This window comes from Mesorhizobium sp. M1163 (genome assembly GCF_040318415.1).
Classification (GTDB): Bacteria; Pseudomonadota; Alphaproteobacteria; order Rhizobiales; family Rhizobiaceae; genus Mesorhizobium.
This window is the reverse complement of record NZ_JAMYMF010000043.1, coordinates 1-17,142: the sequence shown is the minus strand read 5'-3', so window position 1 is coordinate 17,142 and position 17,142 is coordinate 1. Positions and strand designations below refer to the sequence as shown.

The window sequence follows — 17,142 nt, the reverse complement described above, 5'->3', positions numbered from 1 at the left end:
GGAGAGATTGGCAGGTTCAGCGCTCCGCTCATTCCGGCAATGTCGGAGATTGGCGAAAGCCGGCATGACGGCCAATCTCCCTCCTTGTGGGGGAGATGTCCGGCAGGACAGAGGGGGGCGCCGTAGGGCGATCATCTTTCTATCCGAGCTACTTGCTCATCACCGCCAGCCACTCGTCGACCCAGGCCTTGCGATTTGCGGCGACCTCTTCCGAGCTGAACAGCAAGGTTTTGGTCGGTTTGACGAGCTTGTCGAACGCCGGATTGAGCGGCTTGTCGGTTTTGCCGGCCGGGAACATCCAGTTGGTTTCGGGAATGACGTCCTGGAATTTCGGCCCGGTCATAAAGGCGATGAACTTTTTCGCCAGCGGGTTCTTCGCGCCCTTGGTGGTGATCCCAGCGACCTCGATCTGCAGATATTCGCCTTCCTCGAAGGACGCCGCCTGGTAGCGCGAGGTGTTTTCGGCAACCATGTGGTAGGCTGGCGAAGTGGTATAGGACAGCACCATCGGCGCCTCACCCTTGGTGAACAGGCCGTAGGCCTCGCTCCAGCCCGGCGTCACCGTGAGCACCTTTGCCTTGAGTTTGGCCCAGGCTTCCGGCGCCTTGTCGCCATAGACCGACTTGACCCACAACAGCAGGCCAAGGCCCGGCGTCGAGGTGCGTGGATCCTGGATGACGATTTTGTCGCCGGCATCGCCCTCGACCAATTCCCTGAGGCTCTTCGGCGGGCTCTTCAGTTTTTCGCTATCGTAGACGACAGCGAAATAGCCATAGTCGAACGGCACGAAGATATCGTCGCGCCAGCCGCCCGGCACACTGACGTCCGTCACGGCGCCATGCGGCGAAAACAGGCCGGTTGCCTTGGCGTCCGCCGTCAAATTGGTATCGAGGCCAAGCACGATATCGGCCTTGGTCGCGGCCCCTTCCAGCTTCACACGGTTGAGCAGTGCCACGCCGTCGGCGACCGAGACGAATTCGACGACGCAGCTGCACTCGGCCTCGAAGGCCTTCTTCACCGCCGGTCCCGGACCCCAATCGGCGGTGAAGCTTTCATAGGTATAGACGGTCAGCTTATCCTGTGCCGATGCCTGCCCCGGTAGGGCAAGCGCGGATGCCGCAAGCAGGATAATCGAGACAAGAGAGTGGAAAAAACTGCGCATCGGCGCCTCCTTCGTTCGCGTTGAAAGGAATTGAGGCGTCGGGCTGTCCGAAACGTCTAATCCCTCCGCCGGTACAAACCGGATCAGGTTCAGCGGGTTGGCAGTCTTGCCTCTCAGCCGGTCCGCGAAGATCGCGTCCGGCACCCCGTTAGAGCGTTTCGACACATAGGCCCGGCCGAAGTGCTGCGCAAGCGGAAGTTTGCCGGGCATCCAAAGCGCGGCGTCCTGTTTCATCTGCCGTTTCATCTTCCGTTTCCGGGGCAGGGCTGGTAAGGGCCACGAGATATGAGCACATTCACCATCCTGCTTGGCGGCGATCTCATCCGCACGCCGCTGCTCGACCGCCAGGTCGAAGGCTCCCGCGTCATCGCTGCCGATGCCGGTATCGGCCATGCCCTTATGCTGGGCCTGATGCCGGAACTCTGGGTCGGCGATTTCGATTCCGTGCCTGCCGATTTGCCGGAGGATCTGGCCGCCGTGCCACGGCAGGTGTTTCCCGCCGAAAAGGACAAGACCGACGGTGAACTCGCTATCGCCGCCGCGCTCGAACGCGGTGCGACCAGCCTTGTGCTCGCAGGCGCCTTCGGCGGCAAACGCACCGACCACATCTTCCTGCATTTGGCGCTCAGCGTCCGGCTGGCGGAAGGCGGAACGGAAGTGCTTTTGACCAGCGGCGCACAGGAAGGCATTCCTTTGCTGCCTGGAAAGACTGGCTTCGATTATGTCGACGGTACGCTGTTTTCGGTGCTCGGCTTTTCGGATCTCGCCGGCCTGACAGTCACCGGCGCCAAATGGCCGCTCGCCCATGTCGAGGTTGCCTTCGGCTCGTCGCTGACCATCTCCAACGAGGTCAAGGGCCGGCTGGAAATCGCGCTGGCCAGCGGCCGCGCGCTGCTGCTCGCGCATCCTTTTCCCCTACCTGAAAGCTGACATGGCGCCGCCGCTTCTCAATCTCGACGGGATAAAGCTGACCTTTGGCGGCGCGCCGCTGCTCGACGGTGCCGCCCTGACGGCGTCAGCTGGCGACAAGATCGCCCTGGTCGGCCGCAACGGCTCTGGCAAGTCGACGCTCCTCAAGATCGCTGCCGGGCTGATCGAACCGCAGGACGGCGAAGTCTTCCGCCAGCCCTCGGCGACCGTGCGCTATTTGCCGCAAATGCCCGATATGGACGGTTTTGCGACCGTTCGCGCCTATGTCGAGGCAGGCCTCGGGCCCGCCGACGATCCCTACCGCGCGACCTATCTGATGGAGCATCTCGGCCTATCCGGCGAAGAACGGCCGAACGACCTCTCCGGCGGCGAAGCGCGGCGCGCGGCACTCGCCCGCGTCATGGCGCCCGAGCCCGACATTCTTCTCCTCGATGAGCCGACCAATCATCTTGACCTTTCGGTTATCGAATGGCTGGAGGAGGAGCTTGCCCGCACCTCCTCGGCCCTGGTCGTCATCTCGCATGACCGCCGTTTTCTCGAACGCGTGTCACGCGCCACAATTTGGCTCGACCGCGGCCAGACCCGCCGTCTCGATAAGGGCTTTGCCTATTTCGAGGAATGGCGCGACACGGTGTTGGAGGAGGAAGAGCGCGAGCAGCACAAGCTCGGCCGCCAGATCGTGCGCGAGGAGCACTGGCTGCGCTATGGCGTGACGGCAAGGCGCAAGCGCAACATGCGCCGGCTCGGTGAGTTGCAGACCATGCGCCAGCGCTTTCGCGGTCATCGTGGCGCCGAGGGTGCGGCGACGATGACAGCCAGCGACGCCGCCGAATCCGGCAAGCTGGTGATTGAGGCCAAGAACATCGAGAAGAGCTTTGGCGATCTGACCGTGGTCAAGGGATTCTCGACACGCATCCAGCGCGGCGATCGCGTCGGTCTGGTCGGGCCGAACGGCGCCGGCAAGACGACGCTATTGAAGATGCTGACCGGCGAATTGAAGCCGGACGCAGGCACGGTGCGGCTCGGCACCAACCTGGAGATCGCCACGCTCGACCAGAAGCGCGAGGCCGTCGATCCGCAGGAGACACTGGCGCAGTATCTCACCGACGGGCGCGGCGAGAACCTTGTCATCAATGGCGAGCAGCGCCACGTCGTGTCCTACATGAAGGACTTCCTGTTCAAGCCGGAACAGGCGCGCACGCCGGTGCGCGAGCTTTCGGGCGGCGAGCGGGCACGGCTGATCCTCGCCCGCGTTTTGGCGCGGCCGGCAAACCTGCTTGTGCTCGACGAGCCGACCAACGATCTCGACATGGAGACGCTGGAGCTGCTGCAGGAACTGGTCGCCGGCTTTGCCGGCACGGTGATCCTGGTCAGCCACGATCGCGATTTCCTCGACCGCACGGTGACCAGCATCATCGCGCCGGATGGCGACGGCCGCTGCTGGATCGAATATGCCGGCGGCTATTCCGATATGCTGGCGCAGCGCGGCGGCACCAGGCTGGACGACCGCAAGGCGCGGCCGAAGGCAGAGACCGGCGAGGCGACGGCGGCAAGCAGGAGCGAAGCGGCCGCTAGCAGGGGCCCGGCCAAGAAACTGTCGTTCAAGCAGAAATTCGCGCTGGAAACCTTACCCAAGAAGATCGAGGCGGTGTCGGCCTCGATCTCGCGGCTGGAGAACAACATCGCCGATCCGGCCTATTACGAGCGCGACCCGGCGTCGTTCCAGAAGACGATTGCCGCGCTCGACAAGGAGCGCGTCACGCTGGCAGCGCTCGAGGAGGAATGGCTGGAACTCGAGATGCTGCGGGAAGAGATGGAGGGATGAGAGATTGCATGCACGCTCATATGCGCCTACATTATGCGCATAAATGGGAGCGGCTCCATGCTTCGATCGAATCCAAAAACCCAAAGAAAGTCGGTTAATACATCGATCGACTCCGGATTGATCGAGGACGCCAAGGCGTTGGGTATCAATATATCCCGCGCTGCAGAAGAGGGTATCGCCAAGGCGATTTCGGCCGAAAAAACCCGGCGATGGCAGGAGGAAAACAAGGAAGCGATCGAGAGTTCCAATGACTATGTCAGGCGCAACGGCTTGCCTCTGGCCAAGCACCGGCTGTTTTGATGGCGCGTTATGATTTCTACCAGAGTGCCGAAGGCGACGGTTATCTTCTCGATGTCCAGTCCGACCTTCTGGGACGGCTCGACACTAAGGTAGTCGTCCCGCTGATGCCGGCCAATAAGGCCCCAGTGCCGGGCCGCCGGCTAAATCCTATCTTCACAATCAACGGTAAGGACCATGTCATGGTCACTCAATTCATGTCAGCCTTGATGACATCTGAATTGCCCATTGCCGAAGGAAACCTTTCTCGCCATCACGACGACATCGTGAGCGCAATCGACATGTTGTTCCAAGGCTTCTGAGCCCCAAAGAGGGGTTGGGCTGGTGAGCGGCCTCAACCCGCTGTCTTTGTCTGCCAGGCCTTCAGCGCCTCGTCGAACACCTTCTCGCCCGGAATGCCCTTTTCCATCGTCAGCAGCGCCCGCCGCCCGGTCTTGTAGACGACCGGCACGTCGATCCAGTCCTGGCCCCTGAGCAAGGTCAGATTGGCGTCTTCATCCGCCTTGGTATCGTTGAGCGCAACCAGGAAGAAACCGTCGGCGATCTTGGCGGGGATGCCGATCAGCGGACTGCCGGCATCCTGCTCGGAGCCCTTCATGGCGACACGCAGGATGTTGTCGACGCCGCCGCCCTCGAAGCCGTCAGGCGTCAGGAAGATCATCTCGATGATATGGCTGGCCGGCAGTGTCTGGTCGGTGTTGCGACGGATCGTCATGCGCAACTGGATATCCTTGCCTGGAATGGTCGCCTCGGCGCGGATCGCCGGCTCGGGCGGCAGGTCGCCGCCGGGCGATTCCTGCACCAGTGACCAGACGATATTGCCGGGCTCGGCCGAGCCTTGAGCGGTGCTGGTGCGCTCCTCGTAGAAGATCGCTTTCTGGCCGACGGCCAGCGCGGCTTCCGGCGGAACTACCGTCGGTGCAGCTGCCGCCACGGGCGGTGTGGCGGCCGCTGCAGGTGCTGGCGGGACAGCTGCAGCATCGGCCGGCGCTGCCGCCCCGTTGGCGGGCGGCGTTGCGGGAGTTGGTGCAGCGGACCCGTCGACTGCTGGAGCATTGGCCGTGGCTTGCGCGTCTGCGGGCGCGGCCGGTGCCGGCGCGGCGGGTACCGGGCTGGTCGGCGTTTGTGCGGCCGACGGCGGCGTGGTCAGCGCGGCGACGGATTCGCCTTCGCCGATGCCCGCCTGCCCGGCCGCGGGGCCGGGATCGACCTCGTGGCCTTCGGGCGTCAGGCGCTGCGTGAACTTCGCGCCTTCGCCGGCCTCCGTCGGAGGCGCGGCGGCCGGGACGGCCGCATCGGCCACCGGCTTGGCCGGGGCTGGCTTTACCAGCGGTTCGGTGGCGACGGTTTTGGTCCCGTCGAGGCCGAGCATGCTGCCGAACGCATCCTTGTTCAGCCACATGCCGTAACCGCCACCGGCAATGACCAGCAAGGCGACGGCAGCGGCAATCACACCGCCATAGCTGCGCCTGCGCTCGGCAGGATGGAGCCGCTGGAACCTGTCCTCCGCGGGGTCGCCGTCGTTGGAAAAGTCATCGCCCCGAAAAACCCCGTCTTGGTCATCGGCTGTCGGAAGATCCATGTCGGACGGCGGCGGACCAGCGCGCTCCTGAGAAAGAGTGACGGGCTGCGGCTTTTGCCAGTTCGGCGCCGCCTTGGCGGGCGTGGGCTGCCACGCCGGCTCAGTCTGTGCCGGCCCGGTCTTTGCCGGCTCGGTCTTGGCCGGCTCGGTTTTGGCCGGCTGGCGGACATGGCTGGGCTGGTTCTTGTTGCGGTCGATGGAGGAGAAGATGTCCTCCAGCTCCGCCAGCGGATCGGATGCCGGCGCCGGTTTGCCATACTCTCGCTCAATGCTTGCGATGGCATCTTCGAGTGCACGCTTCTGCCTGGAGACGTCCGACGGCGCAAGTGGTGGATCGCGTTCGGCAATCTTCTTCGCAATCGTCGAACGAGCCTTGTCGTAGACCCTGGCGCGCACCTCCGCCGACGGCTCGCCGAGATTGTCGAGCGTCTTTTTCAGAACAGAAACAAAATCTACCATGCTTCAGTCGACCTGCATTTTGTTTCTGGGCCGGCCCCCGCAAATCAGCCGCAATGCCCGGAAAGGCTGAGAAACTAGTCTTGAAACGGATCGGTCACAAGTATCGTGTCGTCCCGTTCAGGGCTGGTGGAAAGGAGTGCGACCGGCGCGCCGATCAGCTCCTCGATGTAGCGGACGTACTTCACCGCCTGGGCCGGCAGGTCGTTCCAGCTGCGCGCGCCGGCGGTGGTGCCTTTCCACCCCTCCAGCGTCTCGTAGACCGGTTCGACGCGCGCCTGCGCGCCCTGGCTGGCCGGCAGGTAATCGATCGCCTCGCCGTCGAGGCGGTAGCCGGTGCAGACCTTGATCTCGTCCAGCCCATCGAGCACATCGAGCTTGGTCAGCGCAATGCCCTTGATGCCGTTGACGGCGACAGCCTGGCGGACCAGCACGGCATCGAACCAGCCGCAGCGGCGCTTGCGGCCGGTAACGACGCCGAATTCATGGCCGCGCGTGCCCAGGAACTCGCCGATCTCGTTCTTCTGTTCGGTCGGAAACGGGCCTTCGCCAACGCGCGTCGTATAGGCCTTGGTGATGCCGAGCACATAGCCGATGGCGCCCGGGCCGACACCGGATCCAGCAGCGGCCTGGCCGGCAACCGTATTGGAGGAGGTAACGAACGGATAGGTGCCATGGTCGATGTCGAGCAGCGTGCCTTGCGCGCCTTCGAACAGGATGCGCTCGCCGGCGCGGCGCTTGTCATCGAGGATTTTCCAGACCCGGTCCATATAGGGCAGAATCTCGTCGGCGACCGAGATCAGCTCGCTCATGATCGCCTCATGCGTGACCTCGGCATGGCCGAGCCCACGGCGCAGCGCATTGTGGTGCGTCAGCAGCCTGTCGACCTTCAAGGGCAGCGTTTCCAAATCCGCCAAATCCATCACCCTGACCGCGCGTCGGCCCACCTTGTCTTCGTAAGCCGGACCGATGCCGCGACGGGTCGTGCCAATCTTCGTTCCGGAATTGGAAGCGGCGTCCTCGCGAAATCCGTCCAGCTCCCGGTGCAGCGACAGGATAAGCGCGGTGTTTTCGGCTATTTTCAGGCGGTCCGGCGTCACCTCGACGCCCTGCGCCTTCAATTTCGCCACCTCCGCGACGAAAGCGTGCGGATCGAAGACGACGCCATTGCCGATGATCGACAGCTTGCCTTGCCGCACCACGCCGGACGGCAGCAGCGACAGCTTGTAGACCTTGCCATCGACGACCAGCGTATGGCCGGCATTGTGGCCGCCCTGGAAGCGCACGACAACGTCGGCGCGCTCGGACAACCAGTCGACGATCTTGCCTTTGCCCTCATCGCCCCATTGCGAGCCGACGACCACCACATTGGCCATGCTTCTTTTCCCTTGAGATGCCGCGCCAGGCAGCTTGAAACGGTTCGAAACGACAGGCCTCTATAGCGTCAAGACCGGGCGAGCGCGACCATTCTTTGCCGCCCAAAACGCTCCGAGGCACAACAATTTTCGCCTTTGACATCATTTACTTGCGCGAGCTGCCGCAATAGGCCCGCATCGACCGCGCATTTCTCTCCGCCTGGCCGGGACTTCACGATGCATCGAGCCGCCTATCTGTTCCTGCTGTTCACCACCTTGCTGTGGGGCGGCAACTCCGTGGCGGGGAAGCTGGCGGTCGGTCATATCTCGCCGATGACGCTGGTCTTCCTGCGTTGGCTGCTGGCGGTTCTGATCTTGCTGCCGATCGGCTGGGCAACGCTGCGCCAAGATTGGCCGGTGGTGCGCAGGCACTGGTTGCTGCTTGGCGGGCTCGGCGCTTGCGGCTTCGCCTTCTTCAACACGATCTTCTACACGGCGCTCAACTACACCACGGCGATCAACGTCTCGATCGAGCAGGCGGCGATCCCGATCGTCATCATCATCGCCAATTTTGTGCTCTTTCGCCTGCGCGTCAATGGCGTGCAGGTCATCGGCGTCGTGCTGACCATCGCCGGTGTCGCGGTGACGGCGAGCCATGGCGATCCACGCCAGCTTCTCAGGCTGGATCTCAACTTCGGCGACGCCATCATGCTGGTCGCCGTGCTTTGCTACTCGTTCTATTCGGTGGGGTTGCGGCTGAAGCCAGTCATCCGCTGGCAGAGCCTGATGCTGGCGCTGTCGGTTGCCGCACTCATCACATCGCTGCCTTTCTTCCTGTGGGAGATTGCCGCCGGCAAGGTCATCGTCCCCGATGCACGCGGCTGGGCGGTCGCGTTCTATACCGCCATCGGTGCCTCGGTCATATCGCAGATCTTCTATATCAGGGGCAACGAGCTGATCGGCGCCAACCGTGCCGGCCTGTTCATCAACCTGGTGCCGATCTTCGGTACGCTGCTGTCGGTGCTGATCGTCGGCGAGACATTCCAGCTCTATCAGGCGCTGGCGCTCGCGCTGGTGCTCGGCGGCATCGGCCTCGCCGAATACAGCGGACGGAAGACGGCGATATCCGCCGCTGAATGAAGTCGCTTGCCGCGACGTTTCACTGCGGTCCATCAACGACCGTGGAAGCGCCCCGCGTGCTGCTGCACACGGGGCGACCGAATTTCAGGCCACGCCGACGTCGAAGTGCAGCCGCTTGGCCGAGTCGATCGACTTGTGCGAGCGCACCTGCGCCAACACCTTTTCCGGGAACGGCGCATCGAGATAGAGCAATGCGATGGCATCGCCGCCCGGCCGGTTGCGGCCGAGCTGGAAATTGGCGATGTTGACGCCGTTCTCGCCGCAGACCGTGCCGAGCAGGCCGATGATCCCAGGCGCATCGGCATTCGTCGTGTAGAGCATGTGCTGGCCGACCTCGGCGTCGAGATTGATGCCCTTGATCTGGATGAAGCGCGGTTTGCCATCCGAGAAGCAGGTGCCGGCGATCGAGCGTGTCCTATGCTCGGTCTTGACCGTGAGCTTGATATAGCCGTCGAACACGCCGGATTTGTCGCGCTTGACCTCGGCGACGATGATGCCGCGCTCCTTCACCATGATCGGCGCCGACACCATGTTGACGTCGGAGACCTGCGGCCGGATCAGCCCGGCAAGGGTGGCGCTGATCAGCGCGCGCGTGTTCATCGTCGCGGTCGAGCCGTCGAACAGTATCTCGACCTCCTTGATTGGATCCTCGGTGACCTGGCCGACAAAGGCGCCGAGCACTTCGGCAAGCTTGACGAAAGGTTTCAGCCGCGGCGCCTCTTCGGCGGTGATCGACGGCATGTTGATGGCGTTGGAAACGGCGCCCTTGATCAGATAGTCGGACATCTGCTCGGCGACATGAAGGGCGACATTCTCCTGCGCTTCGGTGGTCGACGCGCCGAGATGCGGCGTCGCCACGACATTCTCCATGCCGAACAGTTCATTATACTCCGCCGGTTCGACCTCGAACACGTCGATGCCGGCGCCTGCCACCTTGCCGCTTTTCAGTGCCGCGATCAGGTCGGCCTCGACGACCAGCCCGCCACGCGCGCAATTGATGATGCGCACACCGGTCTTCATTTTGGCGATCGCCGCGGCATCGATGATGTTGCGCGTCTTGTCGGTGAGCGGTGTGTGCAGCGTGATGAAGTCGGCGCGGGCGAACAGCTCGTCGAGCTCGACCTTTTCGACGCCGAGCTCCTCGGCGCGGCTGTCCGACAGGAACGGATCGAAGGCGATGACATGCATCTTCAGGCCGACGCCGCGCGTAGCGACGATCGAGCCAATATTGCCGCAGCCGATGATGCCCAGCGTCTTGCCGGTGATCTCGACACCCATGAAGCGGTTCTTTTCCCATTTGCCGGCATGGGTCGAGGCGTTGGCCTCCGGTATCTGGCGGGCCAGCGCGAAGATCATGGCGATCGCATGCTCGGCAGTGGTGATCGAATTGCCGAAGGGCGTGTTCATCACGATGATGCCCTTGCGGCTCGCCGCCGGGATGTCGACATTGTCGACGCCGATGCCGGCGCGGCCCACGACCTTCAGCCTGGTCGCGGCGTTGATCAGCTTCTCCGTGACCTTTGTCGCCGAGCGGATGGCCAGCCCATCATACTGGTCGATCACCTCGAGCAGTTTTTCCTTATCCTTGCCGAGATCCGGCAAATAGTCGACGTCGATGCCGCGATCCCTGAAGATCTGCACGGCGGTGGTGGAAAGTTTATCCGAGACGAGAACGCGAGGCATTTGGCTTGGTCCTTTGCGATTGGCGTCCCTCCTTGAGGGGAGGGTCGGCGCGAAGCGCCGGGGTGGGGTCGGTGCGGCCGGATGCGGCCGAATCTTTCTGGATGGTGGATCGTTGAGCTCGTGTCCTTGAGCGGGTGGAGGCGACCCCACCCGGCCCTTCGGGCCACCCTCCCCTCGAGGGAGAGGGATCAGGCGGCTGCCTTCAGCGACGCCTTTTGCGCCGCAAAGGCCCAGTCCAGCCAAGGCAGCAGCGCCTCGAGGTCGGAGGCCTCGACCGTCGCGCCGCACCAGATGCGCAGGCCGGGCGGGGCATCGCGATAGGCGCCGATGTCATAGGCGACGCCTTCCTTGTCGAGCGCCGAGACAATTGCCTTGGCGAACGCAGCCTGTCCGTCGGCGTCGAGTGCAGCGACATCCGGATCGGTGAAGGAAAGGCAGACCGAAGTGTTCGAGCGCGTCGCCGGGTCGGCTGCAAGATGGCCGAGCCAGGAAGATTTCCTGACAAAGCCATCGAGCACGGCGGCATTGGCGTCGGCACGGGCGATCAGCCCATCGAGGCCGCCGATCGACTTCGCCCAATGCAGCGCGTCGAGATAGTCCTCGACGCACAGCATCGACGGCGTGTTGATAGTCTCGCCCTTGAAGATGCCCTCGATCAGCTTACCGCCGGAAGTGAGGCGGAAGATCTTCGGCAGTGGCCAGGCCGGCTTGTAAGTTTCCAGCCGTTCGACGGCGCGCGGGCTGAGGATCAACATGCCATGCGCGCCCTCACCGCCCAGCACCTTCTGCCAGGAGAAGGTAACGACGTCGAGTTTCCGGAAATCGAGCTTTTGCGCAAAGGCCGCCGAAGTAGCGTCGCAAATGGTCAGGCCCTTGCGGGTGGCCGGGATGAAATCGCCGTTCGGCACGCGCACGCCCGACGTCGTGCCGTTCCAGGTGAAGACCACGTCGCGGTCGAAGTCGATTTTCGTCAGGTCGGGCAGCGCGCCGTAGTCGGCCTCTAACCTGCGCACATCGGCTAACCTCAGCTGTTTGACCACATCGGTGACCCAGCCGGAGCCGAAGCTCTCCCAGGCGACCATGTCGACGCCGCGTTCGCCGAGCAGCGACCACAGCGCCATTTCGACCGCGCCGGTGTCCGAGGCCGGCACGATGCCGATGCGATAGTCTGCCGGAACCTGCAGATTTTCCCGCGTCAGCTCGATCGCTTGTTCGAGCTTGGTCTTGCCGATCTTGGCGCGATGCGAGCGTCCGAGCGCGGCATTTTTGAGCGCCGCGACCGACCAGCCGGGACGTTTTGCACAGGGACCTGAGGAAAAATTGGGATTTGCCGGACGGAGTCCGGGCTTCGTCTGCGTCGTCATCGTGGCTATCCTTCCAGATAGTGGCCCCTCGTTGGGGAGGGGTGGCCCACGGACGGCGATATGCGTTCAGGCTTTCGGCGTCAAGGGGAAAGTTTTCGTCGCTGTCAGGATATTGCCAGCGCCCGGAGCGAAAAAGCAAACGGCGGGCCTACGACCCGCCATTGTTAACGCCTCGGCTTCGATCGAGCCTACCAGAGATCGTAGCGTAGTCCGACTTTGACTTGATGATTGTTGATTCCTTTGCGGATCGGAAAAGAAGTCAGGCTCTCGGCAGTCACATATTCGGCGTCTGGCGCGGAAAAATACTGATAGCCCAGATCGACTGAGACGTTCTTGGACACTTGGTAGGCAAGGCCGGCATTCAGCGTGTAGGCGAAGGAGTATTGGGTCTTGTTGTCACGCAGGACGAAATCGTCGGCGGGGTTTGCATTGTCGGTGAAGTAGCTCGCCGAGAGGCGACGCTTGCTCTGGACGACACCGATACCAGCGCCGAGATAAGGTGTGATTCCGACATAGGTGCCAAGGTCGACATAGCCATTGAGTATGCCTGAGAAGGCATAGTTCTTCAGGGTCGCCGATGCCACGGTCGTTCCGTCGTTATAGCCGACGTCGATCTTGTTGCCGGGAAGATAGCCGACATTGAGATCGGCGCGCAGATAGTCATTGAAATGGTAGCCGAAGCCAATGCTGGCGAAGATGGGATCTTCCTTTTCGTCGAACCTCGCGGGCGTGAAGGCGAAATCCTCATCCTTGAAGCTCTTCTGCACCAGATAGGAGACATCGCCGCGCAGATACCATCCCGAGCCAACCTCGACCGGCACATAATCCGGCGCCTGGTCGACATAGACCGGCGGATCGTAGTCGGCGCCAAGCGCCGGCGTGAGCGGCATCAGGACGATTGCTGCAAGCGCCAGCACTACAGGCGATTTGAATGTCATGGTCCCCGGCTCCCGAACTTGGCGCATTCGCGATCGCACGCGCCGTTTCAGGAAGCATTGTTAACCATAGTGGTTAAGTGCAGGTTAAGGATAACAAGGCGTTAGCGGTTGATTTGAGCGGCTTTCGCTCTTCGGGCTGGACGGTATTACAGAGCGCCGCGGCATCTTTAGGCAGCCAAACGAAAACCGCCCGACTTAAGCCGGGCGGTCGACGAATTCCTCGATTTCGAAGCGACTACTTCGTGTAGACAGGCTCGGGTTCCGGAACATAGGGCTCCGGGGGCGGAGCACAGTCCGACCTGCCGAACTGGTAGCGCAGGCCGCCGCGCACTTCGTGCACGTTGATGCCTCGGTCATAGCCTGGGCCGACATTGCTATCTGAAGCATAGTCGAACATCTTGCCGCCATTGATGTGGCTGAAGCGGTAGCCGACATCGAGCTTGACGCGGTCGGTCAGGCAGTAGGATGCGCCCGCCATGGCAGCATATGCAAAACGCCAGCCTTTACCGCCATGATGCTCGAACTCGCCGTCATCGTCGACGTTGTGCAGATCATCCCATTTGACCCAGGCGCCGCCGATGCCGGCGCCGACATAAGGCGTGACGCCATGCCAGGTGCCGATGTCGACATAGGCGTTGGCCAAGAGCAGCAGCGCCGAATAGGACGAGGTGTCGACGGATGTGCAAGGGGTTTGTAATACGCCGCAGAAGCCGTTGGTCGAGCCGCGGAATTTGGATTTGCTCATCCAGTCCAAGGTGAGATCGGTACGGAAATGCTCGTCGATCTGGTAACCAACACCGCCACCGGCCGAGAAGGCGCCATCCAGCTTGCCTGTATCGAACTTGCCGGGATTCTGGGGCGCTACACCGTAGGTGATATAGTCGCCACCGCGAAACTTCGACCAGTGATAGTCGATATCGCCGCGGATATACCAGCCGCCATACTCGGCCGGCGGCTCGTAGGCGATCGGTGGCGGCGCCTCCTCGACCACCGGCGGCTCGACGAAATCGGCGGCGAATGCCGGCCCGACGCCGGCAAACAGCGCGGCCAGGAGAGCCATTCTTGCTGTGTTGAACATGCTTATCACCCCTGAGAACCCTCGAACGGCGAACGCGCCCGAAATATGATTGACCTCAGTTGTGGATAATGAATCGGAAAGGTTAAAAGGCGTTTAACCGTATCGATTAACCACGAACCTCTAAAATCCGAGGATTCTGGCGGCCGTTGCTGTTGCAGGACTGACAGGCGATCCAACAAAAAGCCCGCCGGCAAGGCGGGCTTTTTGAACTGATATTGGAGGGAGATCAGGCGGCGCTGCGCGTTTCCGAAATGACCTCGACGATGTCGTTGACCACGGACTCGACAAGCTGCGGGTCGTCGCCCTCCGCCATGACACGGATGAGCGGCTCCGTGCCGGATGGCCGGATGACCAAGCGCCCGGCCTTGCCGAGGCGATGGCGCGCATCTTCGATCGCTGCCTTGACCGGCGCCTCCTCCAGCGGCTTGCCGCCGGAAATATGCACGTTCTTCAACAGCTGCGGCACCGGCTCGAACTTCTTCGACAATTCGCTGACCGGCCGGTTCTGCCGCTTGATGCAGGCGAGCACCTGGAGCGCCGAGACGAGGCCGTCGCCGGTGGTCGAGAAATCGGACAGCACGATGTGGCCCGACTGTTCGCCGCCGACATTGAGCCCATGGGCACGCATGTGCTCGACGACATAGCGGTCGCCGACCTTGGTGCGATGCAACTGCAGGTTCATGTCGCCGAGGAAGCGTTCGAGGCCGAGATTGGACATCACCGTCGAGACGACCCCGCCGCCGGCCAGCCGCCCGCTCTGGTGCCAGGATTCGGCGATCAGCGCCATGATCTGGTCGCCATCGACGATCGCGCCGTTCTCGTCGACAATGACGACGCGGTCGGCATCGCCGTCGAGCGCTATGCCGATATCGGCGCGCACCTCGTGCACCTTCTTTTGCAGGCCGGCCGGATGAGTCGAGCCGCATTCCTTGTTGATGTTGAAGCCGTTGGGCTCGACATTGATGGCAACGACCTCGGCGCCGAGTTCCCATAGCGCGTCGGGCGCCACCTTGTAGGCGGCGCCATTGGCGCAATCGACGACGATGCGCAGGCCCGACAGCGACATCGAGCGCGGCAGCGTGCGCTTGGCGAATTCGATATAGCGGTCATGCACGCCGTCGACGCGTTTGGCGCGGCCGAGCCCATCAGAATCGGCAAGCGCCAGTTCGATATCCTTGTCGAGCATCCCCTCGATACGCTCCTCGATCTCATCGGACAGCTTGTAGCCATCGGGGCCGAACAGCTTGATGCCATTGTCGTAATAGGGGTTGTGCGAGGCAGAGATCATCACCCCTATATCGGCGCGCAGCGAGCGCACCAGCATTGCAACCGCCGGCGTCGGGATCGGGCCGAGCAGGAAGACATCCATGCCGGCGGCGCACAGGCCGGACACCATCGCGTTCTCGATCATGTAGCCGGAAAGCCTGGTATCCTTGCCGAGCACGACGCGGTGGCGGTGGCTGCCGCGCTGGAACGAGAGGCCGGCGGCCATGCCGACCCTCATGGCGACCTCCGCCGTCATTGGAAACTTGTTGGCGCGCCCACGAATACCGTCCGTACCGAAATAATGTCCTGCCATGCTAGCCAGCTTCCCGATGGTTCTTTCCGAGCATCTCATGCCATAAAATCGGCCGAGCTCTGTCATCACATTGTATGATTATGGACGACCAATCCTTAGAAAATTGTTGTCTTGTGTGTTTTGCGTCACGCTAGTGTGTTGATTTTCAAGTTTCGAGCCCTTGTTGCGGCAGCAGCATCAGAAACGTCAGCCTCAAACCTCATCTGGATCCTTTGGTTTGTGACAGTGTGGCCTTGAACCCGAATCCGCATCGCGCTGCTTCAGACAGAGATAGGCTCAGGTCCGTCGCACCCGCCGATTTGACTGGCTGTCATGCGACGCAGTGTACTCGCTGGGAACGAGCCATATGCGCGCTCTCCGTGCAATGCACCCGGACGAACTTGGCTGGGAAACAGTCCCGGCAACGAATTCATCACCTTAAAGAAAAGAATGCACTTCTAAATTGTCTCTACGCTACTTAGCATCTGGCGCAACCAGCCGTTGAGCGCTATTGCTGCACTGGGACATATCATGAACCGCCATAGGGAGAAAACGCATGCTCATCCATCGACTTGCCACTTTGACGGGCCTTGCCGTCGCGACCTTATTCCTGGCGGCGCCTGCCAATGCGCTGACCATGGCCGAGTGCAGCACCAAGTATAACGCGGCCAAGGATGCGGGAACGCTTGGCGGGCAGAACTGGAACCAGTTCCGCAAGGCCCAATGCGGCACCGATGCCACCGCCGCTACGACCGATCCCGCCCCAGCCAAAGCCACGGCCAAGGCCGCCGACACCACCAAGGCAGCCGCCGGCGACGATGCGGCGCCTGGGCTGACGGCGAAGGAGTGCAGCACCAAGTACCAGGCGGCAAAAGCCGCCGGCACGCTGAACGGCATGAAGTGGAACGATTTCCGCAAGACCCAGTGCGCCGCCGACGCGACGGCAGCCGCACAACCCGCCGCCACGACCAAGGCTGCGGCAGCCACCGCCGACGACGCTGCGCCGGGCCTGACGGCCAAGGAATGCAGCACCAAATACCAGGCCGCCAAGGCTGCCGGCACGCTCAACGGCATGAAATGGAACGATTTCCGCAAGAGTGAATGCGCCGCCGGCGCAACTGCAGCGGCACAACCTGCCGCGGCACCTGCCAAGGCGACGACAGCTGCCGCGACCGATACCGGCAAAGGCCTCAGCATGGCTGATTGCAGCGCCAAATATCAGGCCGCCAAGTCCGGGAATACTTTGAACGGCATGAAGTGGAACGACTTCCGCAAGAGCCAATGCGGCGCCGGCGCAGCCGACGACGACGACACCCTGCCGGCTCCCGATGCGAAGTACACCGGCGATCCGCAAGCGCCGACCATCACCGCCCCCCAGGGCGTGAAATTCCCGACGGCGATCTCCAAGAAATACGCTACCGAGACCCCGGCCAAGGGCCGCATGCACACCTGCCTCGACCTGTATTACGCCAACAAGGACGCCAACACGCTGGGCGGCCTCAGGTGGATCCAGAAGGGCGGCGGCTTCTACAGCCTCTGCAACGCCAAGCTGAAGAGCTGACCAGCGCCATCATCCGACGACATGAGCCCGCGAGCCGCAAGGTTCGCGGGCTTTTTTGTTGCTGCATGCTGCCGCGCGTTCAGAAGAGGCGGCATCCGCGCGCAGTCGGCCGCCGCTCTAGCGATCTTCCCCCTCGTGGGGGAGATGTCCGGCAGGACAGAGCGACTGTCTTGGCTGTCAAGCTGTTTGCCATGGTTTTTGGTCCCGGACGAT

General features: G+C 62.5%; 14 protein-coding genes and 1 riboswitch. Of the genes, 6 read left to right on the top strand and 8 right to left on the bottom strand.

The genetic code is table 11. The annotated features are described in order from the left end of the window. Positions 1 to 148: 148 nt before the first annotated feature. Entirely contained in the window at positions 149 to 1,162 is a 1,014-nt protein-coding gene (thiB, locus tag NKH43_RS30315) for a thiamine ABC transporter substrate binding subunit (RefSeq protein WP_352861267.1), read from the bottom strand. 43 nt (positions 1,163 to 1,205) lie between these two features. Next, a riboswitch (TPP riboswitch) is annotated at positions 1,206 to 1,320 on the bottom strand. Between the two features lie 127 nt (positions 1,321 to 1,447). Between thiB and NKH43_RS30310 the strand changes: the two genes are divergently transcribed. The 4 genes from NKH43_RS30310 (at position 1,448) to NKH43_RS30295 (ending at position 4,516) form a co-directional block, all read left to right on the top strand. Beyond that, positions 1,448 to 2,092 (top strand): thiamine diphosphokinase, encoded by a 645-nt coding sequence (locus NKH43_RS30310; protein ID WP_023721026.1) that lies wholly within the window; start codon positions 1,448 to 1,450, stop codon positions 2,090 to 2,092. A gap of 1 nt (position 2,093) precedes the next feature. Next, positions 2,094 to 3,917, top strand: a complete 1,824-nt coding sequence (locus tag NKH43_RS30305) for an ABC-F family ATP-binding cassette domain-containing protein (RefSeq protein ID WP_352861265.1) — start codon at positions 2,094 to 2,096, stop codon at positions 3,915 to 3,917. A 117-nt stretch (positions 3,918 to 4,034) separates the two neighbouring features. Next, positions 4,035 to 4,217, top strand: coding sequence for a type II toxin-antitoxin system CcdA family antitoxin (locus NKH43_RS30300; protein ID WP_502900341.1), 183 nt, complete (start codon positions 4,035 to 4,037; stop codon positions 4,215 to 4,217). Beyond that, a complete protein-coding gene (locus NKH43_RS30295) occupies positions 4,217 to 4,516 on the top strand; it encodes a CcdB family protein (RefSeq protein ID WP_023721029.1) in 300 nt (99 codons plus the stop codon). The genes NKH43_RS30300 and NKH43_RS30295 overlap by 1 nt, the downstream gene beginning before the upstream one ends. Positions 4,517 to 4,548: 32 nt before the next feature. Here NKH43_RS30295 and NKH43_RS30290 read toward each other — a convergent pair whose 3' ends face one another. Continuing rightward, positions 4,549 to 6,255, bottom strand: a complete 1,707-nt coding sequence (locus tag NKH43_RS30290) for a hypothetical protein (protein WP_352861262.1) — start codon at positions 6,253 to 6,255, stop codon at positions 4,549 to 4,551. Positions 6,256 to 6,329: 74 nt separating this feature from the next. Next, a complete protein-coding gene (locus NKH43_RS30285; RefSeq protein ID WP_023680654.1) occupies positions 6,330 to 7,628 on the bottom strand; it encodes an adenylosuccinate synthase in 1,299 nt (432 codons plus the stop codon). 216 nt (positions 7,629 to 7,844) lie between these two features. Here NKH43_RS30285 and NKH43_RS30280 point away from each other — a divergent pair, with 216 nt between their 5' ends. Continuing rightward, positions 7,845 to 8,747 (top strand): DMT family transporter, encoded by a 903-nt coding sequence (locus NKH43_RS30280; protein ID WP_352547151.1) that lies wholly within the window; start codon positions 7,845 to 7,847, stop codon positions 8,745 to 8,747. Between the two features lie 84 nt (positions 8,748 to 8,831). On the opposite strand, the gene serA is transcribed toward NKH43_RS30280, so the two are convergent. The 5 genes from serA to glmM all read right to left on the bottom strand — a co-directional run bounded on the left by serA (position 8,832) and on the right by glmM (position 15,389). After that, positions 8,832 to 10,430, bottom strand: a complete 1,599-nt coding sequence (gene serA, locus NKH43_RS30275; RefSeq protein ID WP_352480909.1) for a phosphoglycerate dehydrogenase — start codon at positions 10,428 to 10,430, stop codon at positions 8,832 to 8,834. Between the two features lie 188 nt (positions 10,431 to 10,618). Next, positions 10,619 to 11,794: a phosphoserine transaminase gene (locus NKH43_RS30270; protein WP_352861260.1), complete on the bottom strand. Its 1,176-nt coding sequence runs from the start codon at positions 11,792 to 11,794 to the stop codon at positions 10,619 to 10,621. A gap of 188 nt (positions 11,795 to 11,982) precedes the next feature. Beyond that, entirely contained in the window at positions 11,983 to 12,732 is a 750-nt protein-coding gene (locus NKH43_RS30265) for an outer membrane protein (RefSeq protein ID WP_352861258.1), read from the bottom strand. A gap of 235 nt (positions 12,733 to 12,967) precedes the next feature. After that, positions 12,968 to 13,810, bottom strand: a complete 843-nt coding sequence (locus NKH43_RS30260; protein WP_352861257.1) for an outer membrane protein — start codon at positions 13,808 to 13,810, stop codon at positions 12,968 to 12,970. Positions 13,811 to 14,036: 226 nt separating this feature from the next. Further along, on the bottom strand, positions 14,037 to 15,389 hold the full coding sequence (glmM, locus tag NKH43_RS30255; protein ID WP_352494163.1) for a phosphoglucosamine mutase: 1,353 nt from the start codon (positions 15,387 to 15,389) through the stop codon (positions 14,037 to 14,039). An 874-nt stretch (positions 15,390 to 16,263) separates the two neighbouring features. On the opposite strand from glmM, the gene NKH43_RS30250 reads away from it, so the two are divergent. Then, positions 16,264 to 16,929 carry a hypothetical protein gene (locus NKH43_RS30250; protein WP_502896311.1) on the top strand — a complete coding sequence of 222 codons (666 nt, stop codon included), beginning with the start codon at positions 16,264 to 16,266 and terminating at the stop codon, positions 16,927 to 16,929. Positions 16,930 to 17,142 lie beyond the last annotated feature (213 nt).

What these genes read in the sequence shown, in the direction of transcription:
- glmM (WP_352494163.1), bottom strand. Translation starts at nt 15,389, where the DNA reads ATGGCAGGACATTATTTCGGTACGGACGGTATTCGTGGGCGCGCCAAC.
- NKH43_RS30285 (WP_023680654.1), bottom strand. Translation starts at nt 7,628, where the DNA reads ATGGCCAATGTGGTGGTCGTCGGCTCGCAATGGGGCGATGAGGGCAAA.
- NKH43_RS30310 (WP_023721026.1), top strand. Translation starts at nt 1,448, where the DNA reads ATGAGCACATTCACCATCCTGCTTGGCGGCGATCTCATCCGCACGCCG.
- NKH43_RS30305 (WP_352861265.1), top strand. Translation starts at nt 2,094, where the DNA reads ATGGCGCCGCCGCTTCTCAATCTCGACGGGATAAAGCTGACCTTTGGC.
- NKH43_RS30250 (WP_502896311.1), top strand. Translation starts at nt 16,264, where the DNA reads ATGAAGTGGAACGATTTCCGCAAGACCCAGTGCGCCGCCGACGCGACG.
- NKH43_RS30290 (WP_352861262.1), bottom strand. Translation starts at nt 6,255, where the DNA reads ATGGTAGATTTTGTTTCTGTTCTGAAAAAGACGCTCGACAATCTCGGC.
- NKH43_RS30280 (WP_352547151.1), top strand. Translation starts at nt 7,845, where the DNA reads ATGCATCGAGCCGCCTATCTGTTCCTGCTGTTCACCACCTTGCTGTGG.
- NKH43_RS30265 (WP_352861258.1), bottom strand. Translation starts at nt 12,732, where the DNA reads ATGACATTCAAATCGCCTGTAGTGCTGGCGCTTGCAGCAATCGTCCTG.
- serA (WP_352480909.1), bottom strand. Translation starts at nt 10,430, where the DNA reads ATGCCTCGCGTTCTCGTCTCGGATAAACTTTCCACCACCGCCGTGCAG.
- thiB (WP_352861267.1), bottom strand. Translation starts at nt 1,162, where the DNA reads ATGCGCAGTTTTTTCCACTCTCTTGTCTCGATTATCCTGCTTGCGGCA.
- NKH43_RS30295 (WP_023721029.1), top strand. Translation starts at nt 4,217, where the DNA reads ATGGCGCGTTATGATTTCTACCAGAGTGCCGAAGGCGACGGTTATCTT.
- NKH43_RS30270 (WP_352861260.1), bottom strand. Translation starts at nt 11,794, where the DNA reads ATGACGACGCAGACGAAGCCCGGACTCCGTCCGGCAAATCCCAATTTT.
- NKH43_RS30260 (WP_352861257.1), bottom strand. Translation starts at nt 13,810, where the DNA reads ATGTTCAACACAGCAAGAATGGCTCTCCTGGCCGCGCTGTTTGCCGGC.